Here is a 12,932-nt window from a genome sequence, read left to right on the forward strand (position 1 = left end):
CACCTCCGTCTAGCCGTACCGGCGAAGTTCATGGAAGAAGTCCTCGACGACGTGGAGTTCCCCGCTCTGGCTCAGCTCGGCGTAGACGTGCGCGCCGACGGCGAGATCGAGGACGCCGAGCCCGAACGGCGAGAACACCAGCGGGCGGTCGGCGGGCGGCTGCACCCGGCCCGACATCACGTCGTACAGCGTGCCGTCCACGAAGTCCCGGTTGCCGACGAGTTGCTCGGCCAGGTGCGGGGAGGTGCCGGCCTTCAGGCAGTGGTCGACGTCGTCCACGATGGTGGTCGAGGCGAGGATGATCTCCGGGGAGAGATCCCGCAGCGACACGTGCAGGACGATGGGGTTGTGCGAGAACCAGCTCGGCTCGGTCACATGCGGGGTCGCCGCCACGGTCGCGAACACCAGCAGGTCCGAGCTTCGGATCAGGCTCTCCGCCTCGTCGTGTACGGTGACCCGCCCGCTTTCGCCACTCCGCTCCAGATGGTCACGGAAGCCGGCGGCGTGCTCCTGCGACAGATCGTGCACGCCGACCTCGTCGAACGCCCAGTCGGTCGCGGCGAGGTAGGTGTGGATGTACCTGGCGATCAGACCGGTGCCGACGAACCCGACCCGTGGCGGGCGTCCGCGTTCCCTGGTGAACCAGTCGGCGGCCAGCGCGGCCGACGCGGCGGTCCGTGTCGCGCTGATGATGGAGCCCTCCATGCAGGCGAAGGGGTAGCCGGTTCGCTGGTCGTTGAGTATCAGCACCGCGGAGGCGCGTGGTAGTCCTGACGGGACGTTCTCGGGGAAGCTGGAGATCCACTTGATGCCGTCCACGCCGGGGTCGCCGTCGATGGAGGCGGGCAGGGCGATGATCCGTGCGGTGGGACGGTCGGGGAAGCGCAGGAAGTACGACGGCGGGTTGACCGTGTGTCCGGCCCCGTGCGTTCTGTAGGCGGCCTCGACGATCTCTGTCATGCGTTTCTCCTGGCCCCGGAGCGCGCTCTGGACCTGCGCGCCGGAGATCACGGAGAAGGTGGGGACATTCTGCGACATCAAGCGCTCCAAAGTTGTGGCCGGTCCGCGCTCGGAGAGCAGGCGTCCAGCGAGACCGGGTAGCCCATGGCGACCAGCACCTCACGGGGTCCTTCGTACGCCTCTCTGCTGTGCGCCATGCGGAGGTTGTCGACGAGCATCACGTCACCGGCCTGCCACGGCTCGCGCAGCGTCACCGAGTCGTAGATCTTGTTGATGAGCTGGACGACGTCCTCGCCGATCTCGTCGCCGTTGCCGAAGCGGGTGTTGAACGGCAGGCCGTCCCTGCCGTAGACGTCCACCAGGTACTCGCGCACCTCGGGCATCATGGTCCACTCGTTGAGAAACGCGATCTGGTTGAACCAGAGCCTCTGGCCGTTCTCTGGATGGGTGATCACGGCGGGACGGCGCTGGCTGGTGCGTAGCCCGCCGTCAGAGGTCCACTCGAAGGTGATCCTGTTGGCGGCGCAGTAGCTCTCCACCTCGGCCCTGCTGGAGGTGCCGAACGCCTCCTGCCACGGCACGCCGATCTCGTCGTTGTAGGACCGGGTGAGCAGCCAGCCCTCGCGCTCGAACCGCTCGACAAGATCCGCGGGAAGTGCCGCCAGCACGCGGGACGCCTCGGCCACCGCCGTGACGCCGCCCTGCGGGGGCGCGCTGAGACAGGCGAAGAGCAACATGCTTGGAGACTCCAGCGTGTAGCTGAGCTCGTGGTGCATGCACATCGGCTGGTTGGACGGCCATTTCGAGGAGGAGTAGACACCCTGCTCGTAGGTCTCTCTGGGGGCGAACGCCTCTCGTTCCGCCATCAGCTCGGTGGCCAGGTTCTTGAGTATCCTGCCCGCCTCCGCGGCGTCGCGCGGGACGAGCCCGCGCACCATGACGGCTCCGTGGCGAGCGACCGCGCGGTGCAGGGCGTCCCGGTGCCCGGCGACCCAGACGGCGGGGTCACCCGCGCCGCTCACCCAGACGATGGCCGGTCTCCCTTCCTCGACGTCGAGGTCAACGCCGAGGTCGAGGGAGGGAGAGGGGACGAGGGAAGAGTCAGGGTCGGCGGAGGGATCGGTTGGTCGCACCATCACACTCGCTCCTTAGTGTTCCGCTCAACAGCGGTGGATCATCACGCTGGCCTTCGATGAAGGCCGCCAGCTCAGCCAGGACCGGATAGCGGATCAGTTCCTTGAGCGACACCACCCGCCGCAGCTTCACCACCAGCCGGACCGCAGACAGCGAGGTCCCGCCGGAGTCGAAGAAGTGGCTGGACCGTCCGACCTCGGCAGGCGTGACGCCGAGCACCTCCGCCCACGCCGCCGCCACCTCTCGCTCGGTCGGTGTGCGTGGCGGCTCCACGACGTCCTGGCCGTCGGCTCTGAGACTCGCGGCGAGTACGGCAAGCGCCTTCTTGTCAATCTTGCTGTTGGCGGTCAGCGGCAGCCGCTCCAGCCAGTGCAGGTGGCTGGGCACCATGTACTCGGGCAGCGTCAAGGACAGGTGCGCGAGCAGCTCGGCGGCGGGCAGCTCGGCGGGAGCGGAGTAGAAGGCCACCAGGGTCCTGCCCCGGTCCGGCCACTCGGCGACGACCACGGCAGCGTCACGCACGCCCGCGGCGCCCAGCAGCCTGTTCTCGATCTCGCCGATCTCGATGCGGAAGCCGCGGATTTTCACCTGGGCGTCGCGGCGGCCGAGGAACTCCAGCTTGCCCTCGGGGAGCCAGCGGCCGAAGTCGCCGGAGCGGTACAGGCGCCGGCCGGGCCTGTGCGGGTCGGTGAGAAAGGCGGCAGCCGTACGCTCAGGGTCGTTGATGTAGCCCCGGCCGACGCAGACTCCGGAGAACACGATCTCGCCTGGCGAGCCGAGCGGCACCGGGTTCAGATTCTCGTCCACCACGTAGACGCTCACGTTGTTGACCGCCCGCCCGAGAGGCACCCGGTCCCGCTCTGGCACCCGGTCCATCACCTCGTGATTGGTGTCGTCGCAGGTCTCGGTGAGTCCGTACGCGTTGACGAGTTTGATGTGCGGGAACGCGGCGAACCAGCGCTCGGTCAGCTCTTTCTTCAGCGCCTCGCCCGTAGCCGAGACGCAACGCAGCCTGCCCAGGTCGCCGGGGTGTTCCTCGAGATGCGAGAGCACGACCTCCAGGTAGGACGGGACGACCTGCATCACGTCGACCCCGCCCGCGACCAGCTCCACGAAGCGCTGGACGTCGAGGACCGCGCTCTGCTCCACGATCAGCGTGCGCCCGCCGACAAGCAGCGCCGACACGAGCTGCCACAGCGAGATGTCGAAGCACTGCGGGGCGATCTGCGCGACCACGCTCCCCTCGGTGATCTCCAGGTCGTCGATCTTGGCGTAGAGATGGTTGACCATGCCCGCCTGCTCGCACATGACGCCCTTGGGTTCACCGGTGGATCCTGAGGTGAAGTAGACGTAGGCCAGGGCGTCATGGGCGACCCGTACTCCCAGGTCGTGGTCGTCGTACGGCTCCGCGCAGATACCTTCGATGTGCAGCTTCCGCACCCCTGGCAAGGTTTTCACGGCTTCGTCGAGCGTGCCGGTGCTGCCCGGCTCGGTGAGCACCAGTCCGCACCCGGCCCGGCCGAGCATCGTGGCCACCCGGTCGGCCGGGAAGTGCGGCTCGATCGGCAGATACGCTCCGCCTGACTTGAAGATGGCCAGCACCGAGGCCATCCAGTCCAGGTTCCGCTCGGTCACCACCGCCACGACGTCCTCGTCGGACAGGCCCGCGGCGAGCAGCGCGCGGCCGATCCGGTTGGCGCGCCGGTTCAGCTCCGCGTAGGTCCACCGCCGGTCGCCGTGAATGGCGGCGACCGCGTCAGGGGTGCGGCGCACCTGCTCCTCGAAGAGTTCGTGGAAGCGGCGGTCCGGCAGCTCACGCTCCGGCCCTGCCAGGCCGTTGAACTGAAGGTCCAGTTCCTCGGCGGACAGCAGGCTGTGTACGGCATGCTCGGCATCCGGCTCTGTGGCGATCATCCGCAGCGCGCTGAGGTAGTACCCGCCTATCCTGGCCATGTGGTCGGCGTCATACGCGTCCGTGCGATATCGCAGCCGCAGCGTTCCTCCCTCAAGGGAGACCCAGAGCGCCACCCCCTCAGGCAGGTGGCCCTGATATGCGCCGAGAACAACGTCGAACACCGGCTCCGCGACTTCGGCGGCCGCCCGTCCCGCACTCTCGACGAGGTCCCGCCACGACCTACCGCCAACCTTGAGCAGGCACGAGAGCGGCTCACCCGCGTCCCCATCAGGAAGGAACCCGGTCAACACCTCCTGCTCACCCTGCACCGCGGCGATCACCTTGGCGTGCGCCGCCAGGATCTCCTGGACGGTGAACTCGCGGGCAACAGCCACCTCGTGCTCGGCGACGTCCGACGCGAGGGCCGTGGCTGATCCGCTCGCGCTGTGAACTCTCTGCCTGGAATCGGTGGGCGCCATCGAGGTCTACTCCCCCTCACGGAAATGCGTGGAATGCGGCCGTACTATTCACGCGCTCGGAGAGCGCGCGCAGCAGATCGGGCTCCTGGTCGGCCAGGTAGAAGTGCCCACCGGGGAAGGCCCGCTGCGTGTACGTGCCGGTGGTGGTGTCAGCCCACGCCCGCATGCCCTCGGGCCGCGAGTCGACGTCCTGGTCGCCGAAGCAGGCGAGGATCGGGCAGTCGAGAGGCGCGCCAGGTTCGGGCCGGTAGGTGTGGACCAAGGCGAAGTCGGCGCGGATCGCGGGCAGCACGAGATCACGCATCTCGGGGTCCTCGAACAGTTGGGGGTCGTATCCACCGACTCTCTGGACCTCGGCCACCAGCGCGTCGTCGTCCTCGAAGGCCCTCGCGGGGTCCTTGCTGTCCGGGGCCACCTGCCCGGACACGATCAGCAGGTTGAGGCTGAACCGTCGGCGGCGGAGCAGCCGCAGCGCCACGTCGTAGGCGACCCAGGCGCCCATGCTGTGCCCGAACATCACCATCGGCAGGTCGAGTAACGGGTCGAGCGCATCGGCCACATGGTCGGCCAGCGTGTCCATACGGTCGACGCATTCGTCCATCACCCGCTCCTGGCGGCCCGGGTAGCGCACACCGAGGACCTCGATGTCCTCCGGGAGGCCGGCGGGCCAGGTGCGGAACGCGCTGGGGCCCCCACCGGCGTGGGCGAAGCAGACCAGGCGCAGCCGGGGACGGTCTACGGGCCGATATCGGCGGAGCCATTGTTCGGTCTGTTCATTGAACATTGCAGTCATCGGGTCATCTCATCTGGAGAAGCACTACACGCACCGGTCTTTTTCACGCCGTCTCCCGTTCGTCATACGGTTACCTGACTTTCCAGCAGGATTTTCATGCGGTTTTTGAGAGCTCCGCGCATTCTCGTGCGTGTAGCGCCAGCAATCGTGGGAGCCGGTAACGGAATCGCCCGTTCGGTTCTTCTCCCGCCACCTCCAGCAGCGCGGCGTCCACGAGTTGTTCCATCAGGTTCTCCGCGTCCGTCGGATCGGTGTCGAGGAGCTCCGCGCCGAGCCGTACGTTCAGGTCGGGTGGGTCTGTCTCCGAGCCGTTCAGCAGGCCGAGCCGCCGGTACATGGCGGCGGCCGCCGGGCTGAGGTCGCGGTAGCTGAGGTCGAAGGCGGCGCGGATCTCGGGCCTGCCACGGCTGAGCTCCGCGAGCCTGTTCAGCGGATCGCGCAGGCGGCTTTCCAGGTGGGAGAGGCTCCAGTGCGGTTTGGCTGTGAGGCGGGCCGCCGCCGCGGTCAGGGCCAACGGCAGGTGGTCGCAGAGCGCGGCCACCCGCATGGCGGTGCCTGGATTCTCGCGTACCCGGCCGTCTCCGACGAGCCTGTCGAGGAGCGTCACCGCGTCCGCGGCCTGCAGAGGGTTCAGGCGCAGCCGTACCCGGGCCGGAATCGACAGCATCTCGCGGCTTGTCATCAGCACGGAGCAGACGCCCTGGGGAGGGATCAGCGCACGGGCCCAATCCTCCTGGACGTCGTCGAGCACGATCAGCATCCGGCGGTTCTCGAGCGATCGGTGGAACAGCGCCACCCGGTCCGCCAGATCGTCGGGAATCTCCTCCTCGGAGAAGCCCAGGGTCCGCAGGAACCGTGTCACCACAGCGGGGACGGGATCGCCGTTGTCGCTCCCATCCTCACGCAGGCGGGCGAACAGCCGGCCGTCGGGAAACGCGCCAGAGACCAGACGCGCCCAGTACGCCGCCAGCGTGGTCTTGCCCACGCCCGGCCGCCCGACGAGCAGTCCAATGGCCGGCGAGCGGTCCCGAGGGGGGCGATCCAGCAGTCCGTTCAGCGCCGCGAGCTCGTGCTCCCTGCCCACGCACGTCGAAAGGTCCGGCGGAAGGGTGGTCATCGATGAACCGCCGCGCGGCGAGGCGAGCAGCGCCGCGGCGGGCATGAGCGCGGGATCCTCGCGGAGGATCGCGCTGTGCAGGTCCTGCAGCACCCGCCCCGGCTCAAGCCCGAGCTCTCCGACGAACACCTCCCTGGCATGCCGGAACAGCTCCAATGCCTCTGACCTGCGGCCGGACCGGTACTGGGCGAGCATGAGCGACGCGCGCGCGTGCTCTCGCAGTGGCCGCTCCTGGACCAGGGCGGACAGCCCGGGTACCACCTCGCGGTGACGGCCGAGCTCCAACTGCAGCGCCGCGTACTGCTCGTAGGCGCTGCAGCGCTGCTCGTCCAGGAGTGCCGCCTCGGCCTCGACGGTGTAGCTGGAGATTCCGGCGAGTGCTGGTCCCCGCCACAGGCCGAGGGCGTCGCCGAGCAGTTCCGCGGCCTCTGCCGTCCTCCCCTGCTTAGCCAGGCGCTGGGCGGACTCCGCCCGCTTGGAGAAGCGCACCGCGTCGATGCGATGCTCACCGGCGAGCAGCATGTAGCCGGTCGGGACGGTTTCGATGACCTCTCCTGGAAAGCCCGCGGCCTTGAACGCCTTGCGCAGGCTGCTCACACAGATGGCGATCTGAGTACGGCTGGTCGTCGGCTGGTGCCCGGCCCACACCGCCTCGACCAGCCGGTCGACCGATGCCACCTGGTCCGGTGTGAGCAGCAGCATGGCCAGCACCGTGCGCTGGCGGTGCCCGCCGATGGCGACGCGGTCGCGACCCGCCGTCACCTTGAGTGGACCGAGGATACGGAAGTCGAATCCCACGGCCTCCGAGTCACCGACTTCGGTGGTTGCCTGGTCGGCCGCTTGGGAAGAGTCCTGGTAGATATCTGCCCCCTGGTCGCTCGACTGTCTCATGCCCGCAGCGCGGCATAGCCCATAGGCGGCAGGAAAGCCGGCCTACCAGGAAAACGGGCTACGGAGTCACATATCCAACACCGTCCGTTAAATATGCGGCTTGCGACATGCGGCAATCTCAAGGAAATCAGCTATATCCACTGTATGAGACCAAATGGATATCTCCCGTATAGCCTTCGTATAAGGGCGTTGACTTGGGGATCCTCATTTTGTAACGCGCCAAGCAAGCGAGCGGCACCCGGAAGGCTTGCGCCGATATAGGGGCATGTGTGATCTTGGGTCTGCCGGGTTGGACGTGCGGGAAGGGCCCACGGGGTGTCGTCGGCGCCGGCACAGGATCATTGAGGCGCTGCTCTGACGCACCACCGGAAATGTGCACGCCGGTCATACGGCCGTCAGCACTTAGGGCACCAATGTCCAACCTTGGGGGCAAATATGATCTTTCAGCTACTTGGTCCAGTTTTGGCCGGAGACGTCGAGATGATCACTAATTCCCCGCTGGTGAGGACGCTACTCACCGCCTTCCTCGTCGCCGATGGCAAACCTGTCACACGGAACGGCCTCATCAATCTGGTCTGGCAGGACCCGCCAGCGTCCGCGGCGGACAACATAAGACTGCACGTTAGACGTCTTCGCGAGGCACTGGCCTCGGTTGACTTGGCCGAACGGCTCACCACGATCCGCGGAGGGGGCGGAGAGGGAGGTGGAAGCGCCTACCATCTGCTCATCGACCCCGGGGAGCTTGACGTCCACATCTTCCACGAGCGCGTCAATCAGTCGCAGAGCCACGCGGACAAGGACCAGATCGCTCAAGCCGCTGTTCAGCTGGAACGGGCACTCCAGCTCTGGCGCGGCCCCGCGGGGACGGATTCCAGAGGCTCGCAGAGCCTCGCACGCCGCCTCGACGCGCTCAACGAGCAGCGGCTGCTTGCCTGGGAGGACCTCCTGGAGCTCAGGCTCCGCCTGGTCCCACCCTCGCGGATCACCCCCGACCTCTACACGCTCATCGCCGAGTCTCCGCTGCGGGAGCGCTCGCACTCCCTGCTGATGAGAGCCCTCTACTTGAGCGGTGACACCGTCGGCGCGCTCGCCGCGTACGGGAACGCCAGGAACCTGCTGACTGAGGAGCTGGGCATCGATCCCGGCCCGGAGCTGCGGCGCATCCACCAGGCCGTCATCGACCACAACGAGCCGGCCATTCTGCACTTCAACGGCAGACTGCTGCCGAGATAGCCCGTGCTATTCATCGATGGGCAGGCCCATCAGGTGGATCAGCGGACGGGTGGCCGCCGTGGTGATCAATGCGACCAGGACGAGCATGGTCAGGCCGAGCGCGCTGATCAGGTGATGCTGGTATCCGATCGCGGCGACGACCAACTCGGTCACCCCTCGGCAGTTCATCAGCGCCCCAAGACGCCACGCGTCCCTCCGTGGCAGCGAGGCCAGGCGGGCGAAGCCGACCACGCCCGCGAACTTGGTGGCGACGGCGGTCAGCAACACCGCGACAAACAGCCCCCAGTGCGCGATGGAACCACCGATCAAGCCGACCGAGGTGGTCAGACCGATCCCGGCGAAGAAGAGCGGAAGGAGCACCATGATCACGAAACCCTGCAGTTGCCGCTTGAGGTCCTCCACGACCGGCACTTCCCGGGGAACCACGGCACCGAACAGGAAGGCGCCGATCGCCGGGTGCAGCCCCATCAGGTGGGTGACCGCGGCATAGCCGAGCGCGCCGACCAGCAGCACGGGCAGGAGGAACCGTCCCGCGAAGGCCTGTTTCTCGGCGGCGCGCACCATGGCGGCCAGCGCGGGACGGACCCACAGCATGGTGATCAGCGCCAAGGCGACGCCGATGCCCGCGGTCGTGATGACGGAGACCCCCCCGCTCAGGCCGAGCACGACGGTCAGCGCCAGCCAGATCAGCCCGTCGCCTGAGGCGGCGGAGGCCAGTGCGAGGGTGCCGATCCGCGTGCCCTCGATGCCCAGGTCCAGCAGAACGCGGGCGAGCACCGGCAGCGCCGTGATCGACAGGGCAAGGCCGAAGAAGACCACGTAGGCGCCGCGGTTCGGTGAGTCGCCCGCCAGCGCGTCCCCGCCGACCAACGCGAGGCCGGCGCCGCCGAGGAAGGGCAGCCCGATCGCGCCGATGCTGACCAGCGCGACCACGCCGCGGGAGGTGCGGACACCGCCCCTGCCCAGCTCACAGCCCAGCAGGAACATGAAGGTGACCAGCCCCAACTGCGCGACCGTGCCGAGGGCGCTCACCACCGTCGGGGTGAACAGCCACTTGCTCGCGCCGGGCCACAGGGAGGTCAGGACCGAGGGACCGAGCAGGAGGCCGCCGAGGATCTCGCCGAGCACGGGCGGCTGGTGGAGTCTCTCGAGCACGGTGCCGAGCAGGTGGCTCACGAAGACGATCACGGCGACCGCGAGCAGGAACGGGGCGACCGGGTCGAGCTTCCCTGTACCGCCGGCCGGTAGTTCGAAACCGAAGGCGGCCGCGACCGCCGCGAGCACCACCAGGCCTCCGGCCAGCCGTAACAGCACCGTGCGCCGGACCGGGCCCTTCGCACTGCCGGCCGGGCTCGGTGCGGGACGTTCTGGCTCGACGCTCACCATGCTGGCGACCTCCGCGTGCCGTACGAGTCGGAAACAGCAGTCATGGCACTCACCTCGGGGCTCTCGTGGCGCGGCGTCGGTACCAGACGATGGACAGGGGGGCGAAGACGATGACGAGCGCCGCGATCCAGGCGAGGCTGTGCAGGACTGGTCCCGTCGGCGGTCCGCCGGTGAGCAGGGCGCGGGACGCGTCGACGATGGAGGTGGTCGGATTGAGCTCGCTGAAGATCCGCAACCAGGTCGGCATCGTGGCGGGATCGACGAACATGGAGCTGCCGAACTGCAGCGGCAGCGTCCAGAGGAATCCGATCGACTGGACGGTCTCCGGGTTCCGTATCGCCAGGCCGATGAAGGCGGAGACCCAGCAGAAGGCCATTCCGTAGAGCATGAGCAGGGCCAGGGCCGCAAGCGCGGAGAGCAGGTCGGTTTCCACTCGGAAGCCCATGATCAGGGCGAAGACGAACATCACCGCCAGCCCGAGCAGCATGCGGCACATGTCGGCGACGATGCGGCCGGTGAGCACCGCGGACCTGGCGATGGGCAGGGTCATGAACCTGTCCATCAGGCCGTTGGCGAAGTCGAACGACATCCCGATTCCGGTGGACCGGGCGGCGAACGTGACGATCTGCACCATGATCCCGGGGATGAGGAACCGCTGGTAGTCCGCGGAACCGTTGCCGATCGCGCCGCCGAACACATAGACGAACAGGAGCGTGATCACCAACGGCATCAGCATCGCGTCGAGTAACTGCTCGGGGTCGTTGCGTAGCTGGATGAGGTTGCGCCGGGCGATCGCCATCGAGTGGCGCAGGATCGCGGCCGGCCCGATTCTGGCCGGCGGCACCTCGATGCCGGGCAGCGCCCGCAACGGCAAGGAGTCGTTGGCAGTCGATGTCATGTCGTGGTCCGATCCGGAACGTCGCTGGTCAGGGAGAGGAACACCTCGTCAAGGCTGGGCAGGTGGGTGTCGATGCCGGCTAGCTGAAGGCCCGCCGCCGCCAGAGCACCGATCGCCTGGGTCAACTCCGATTCCCCGCCAATGGGCAGCACCACCAGGCCGTCGTCGGCCAACGTCATGGGGGCGCCTGAGCCGATGGCGGAGAGCACCGTCGCCACCGCGGCCAGGTCCGCCGGGTCCGCCGGCCGTACCTGGAGCACCTGGCCACCGACGGCCGTCCTTAGCTCGGTCGGGGTGCCCGTGGCGACGATCTGGCCGCTGTCGATCACCGCGATCGCGTCGGCCAGCATCTCCGCCTCCTCCATGTACTGGGTCGTCAGCAGCACACTCGTGCCCTGGGCCACGAGCAGGCGCACCTCGTTCCAGAGGTTGTTGCGGCTACGCGGGTCAAGGCCGGTGGTCGGTTCGTCGAGGAAGAGCACTCGGGGATTGCCGATCATGCTGGCGGCCAGGTCCACTCGTCGCCGCATGCCGCCTGAGTAGGTGTGTACCGGCCGCCGTGCCGCCTTGACCAGGTCGAAGCGTTCGAGCAGCTCGTCGGCCCGCCGGCGCGCGCCGGACGCGGACAGGTTGAGCAGGCGGCCGATCAGGTAGAGGTTCTCCCGCCCTGAGATGTTCCCGTCCACGGTGGCGTACTGACCGGTGAGACCGATCAGCGTGCGTACCTGCTGCGACTGCCTGACCACGTCGAAGCCGTACACCTCGATGTGCCCGGCGTCCGGCCGGACCAGTGTGGAGAACATGCGCACCACGGTCGTCTTGCCCGCGCCGTTGGGACCGAGCAGACCCAGCACGGTTCCGGCGGGCACCTCAAGATCAACGTGTCGTACCGCTTGGGTAGCACCGAAGCTCTTCTTCAGGCCTTCGGCTCGTAGCGCGTAGCTCATGCCCGTCATAGGCGTGACCATAACGACGAGCGTTTTCGTCTCCATATCAATGCCGCGTCCCCTAAGCGGCCGGGCGATCTGGAACCGATAACGAGTGGAAGCTGGGAATTCATAGCGTGGCTCCGATGGGGACCCCATGGTCGCTGCACGACGAGGAGGGTCCCGGACGATCTATCGCGGAGGTTCCGATATGACGGTGGTCACGCCTTCCGTCGCACCGCCCCTACCTGTCGAGCTCAACGCGGATGACCGAGCAGAGGTCGCCCGGCTGGCCGAAGCGCTGTGCGGTCCAGGCACCATGCAGGTCGACGATTCCCTCTGGGTCTCCAGAGCCAGGGAAGCCTGGGAGGAGAGCCCGGTCGGCCTGCGTCAGCCGCTCCGGGCATTTCGCCGCGATGCGGGTCCGCATGGCGCGATGATCATTCGGGGGCTGCCCGTACGGGAACAGGGCCTGCCTGACACGCCGTCGGTGCCGGGCTCGGTACAGAGGACCGCGACGGTTTCGGCGGCATTACTGATCATGATCGCCGCCGGCCTCGGCGACCCCTCGGCGTTCCTGTCGGAGAAGTCAGGATCCCTGGTGCAGGACGTCGTACCGGTGCCGGGCAAAGAGAAGTTCCAGGGCAACGCGGGCTCCGTGCTGCTGGAGTGGCACAACGAGAACGCCTTTCACGCGCACCGGCCGGACTACGTGATGCTGCTCTGCCTGCGCGCCGACCACGAGAAGATCTCAGGCCTGCGTACGGCCTGCGCCCGCCAGGTGGTTCCGGTGCTCGGCGACGCCGCCCGCGAAGCACTCTTCGCCGACGAGTTCGTCACCGCGGCACCGCCCTCGTTCGACGTGGGCGAGAGCACCGTCCATCACGCGGTGCTGACCGGCGCGCCGGAGGATCCCGACATCCAAGTGGATCTCGCCGCCACGACGGGCCAGACTGCCCGGGCGCAGAAGGCGCTTCAGGAACTACGCACCGCGTTCGAGCAGACCGCGCTGGTCCACCGGCTCCAGCCGGGTGAACTGGCGATCGTGGACAACCGGATCACGGTCCACGGGCGAACCGAGTTCCGACCGCGCTACGACGGCCGGGACCGCTGGCTGCAGCGAACGTTCGTGACGAACGACCTGAGACGCTCCCGCCACCAGCGACCGGCTGACGGTTACGTCCTCAAGTGACATAGATGTGCCGCATCCCCACCGGGATG

Annotated in this window: 10 protein-coding genes; 2 read left to right on the top strand and 8 right to left on the bottom strand. The window is 67.8% G+C overall.

Annotated features, from left to right (window positions below):
- Positions 1–9 precede the first annotated feature (9 nt).
- The 5 genes from sbnB to AC3EO4_RS38605 all read right to left on the bottom strand — a co-directional run bounded on the left by sbnB (position 10) and on the right by AC3EO4_RS38605 (position 7,175).
- Positions 10–1,038, bottom strand: coding sequence for a 2,3-diaminopropionate biosynthesis protein SbnB (gene sbnB / locus AC3EO4_RS38585; RefSeq protein ID WP_379575659.1), 1,029 nt, complete (start codon positions 1,036–1,038; stop codon positions 10–12).
- Positions 1,038–2,096, bottom strand: a complete 1,059-nt coding sequence (locus AC3EO4_RS38590; protein ID WP_379575660.1) for a TauD/TfdA family dioxygenase — start codon at positions 2,094–2,096, stop codon at positions 1,038–1,040. The genes sbnB and AC3EO4_RS38590 overlap by 1 nt, the downstream gene beginning before the upstream one ends.
- Positions 2,062–4,467, bottom strand: coding sequence for a non-ribosomal peptide synthetase (locus tag AC3EO4_RS38595; protein WP_379575661.1), 2,406 nt, complete (start codon positions 4,465–4,467; stop codon positions 2,062–2,064). Before AC3EO4_RS38595 ends, AC3EO4_RS38590 begins: the two co-directional genes overlap by 35 nt.
- 16 nt (positions 4,468–4,483) lie before the next feature.
- The gene (locus AC3EO4_RS38600; RefSeq protein WP_431900393.1) at positions 4,484–5,251 is read right to left on the bottom strand and encodes a thioesterase II family protein; all 768 of its coding nucleotides are present in this window, start codon (positions 5,249–5,251) and stop codon (positions 4,484–4,486) included.
- Positions 5,252–5,354: 103 nt separating this feature from the next.
- Positions 5,355–7,175, bottom strand: coding sequence for an AfsR/SARP family transcriptional regulator (locus AC3EO4_RS38605; protein WP_379575663.1), 1,821 nt, complete (start codon positions 7,173–7,175; stop codon positions 5,355–5,357).
- A 528-nt stretch (positions 7,176–7,703) separates the two neighbouring features.
- Between AC3EO4_RS38605 and AC3EO4_RS38610 the strand changes: the two genes are divergently transcribed.
- The gene (locus AC3EO4_RS38610; RefSeq protein WP_379575664.1) at positions 7,704–8,501 is read left to right on the top strand and encodes an AfsR/SARP family transcriptional regulator; all 798 of its coding nucleotides are present in this window, start codon (positions 7,704–7,706) and stop codon (positions 8,499–8,501) included.
- A gap of 6 nt (positions 8,502–8,507) precedes the next feature.
- Here the strand turns inward: AC3EO4_RS38610 and AC3EO4_RS38615 are convergent, their stop codons facing one another.
- Genes AC3EO4_RS38615 through AC3EO4_RS38625 form a run of 3 tightly spaced genes read right to left on the bottom strand, consistent with a single transcriptional unit; the run spans position 8,508 to position 11,741 of the window.
- The gene (locus AC3EO4_RS38615; RefSeq protein ID WP_379575665.1) at positions 8,508–9,887 is read right to left on the bottom strand and encodes a cation:proton antiporter domain-containing protein; all 1,380 of its coding nucleotides are present in this window, start codon (positions 9,885–9,887) and stop codon (positions 8,508–8,510) included.
- A 49-nt stretch (positions 9,888–9,936) separates the two neighbouring features.
- Positions 9,937–10,785, bottom strand: coding sequence for an ABC transporter permease (locus AC3EO4_RS38620; protein ID WP_431900395.1), 849 nt, complete (start codon positions 10,783–10,785; stop codon positions 9,937–9,939).
- Positions 10,782–11,741 carry an ATP-binding cassette domain-containing protein gene (locus tag AC3EO4_RS38625; RefSeq protein WP_431900397.1) on the bottom strand — a complete coding sequence of 320 codons (960 nt, stop codon included), beginning with the start codon at positions 11,739–11,741 and terminating at the stop codon, positions 10,782–10,784. Before AC3EO4_RS38625 ends, AC3EO4_RS38620 begins: the two co-directional genes overlap by 4 nt.
- Before the next feature lie 181 nt (positions 11,742–11,922).
- Here AC3EO4_RS38625 and AC3EO4_RS38630 point away from each other — a divergent pair, with 181 nt between their 5' ends.
- On the top strand, positions 11,923–12,903 hold the full coding sequence (locus AC3EO4_RS38630) for a TauD/TfdA family dioxygenase (RefSeq protein WP_431900399.1): 981 nt from the start codon (positions 11,923–11,925) through the stop codon (positions 12,901–12,903).
- The last annotated feature ends 29 nt before the right edge of the window (positions 12,904–12,932 follow it).

It is taken from the genome of Nonomuraea sp. bgisy101, from assembly GCF_057708945.1.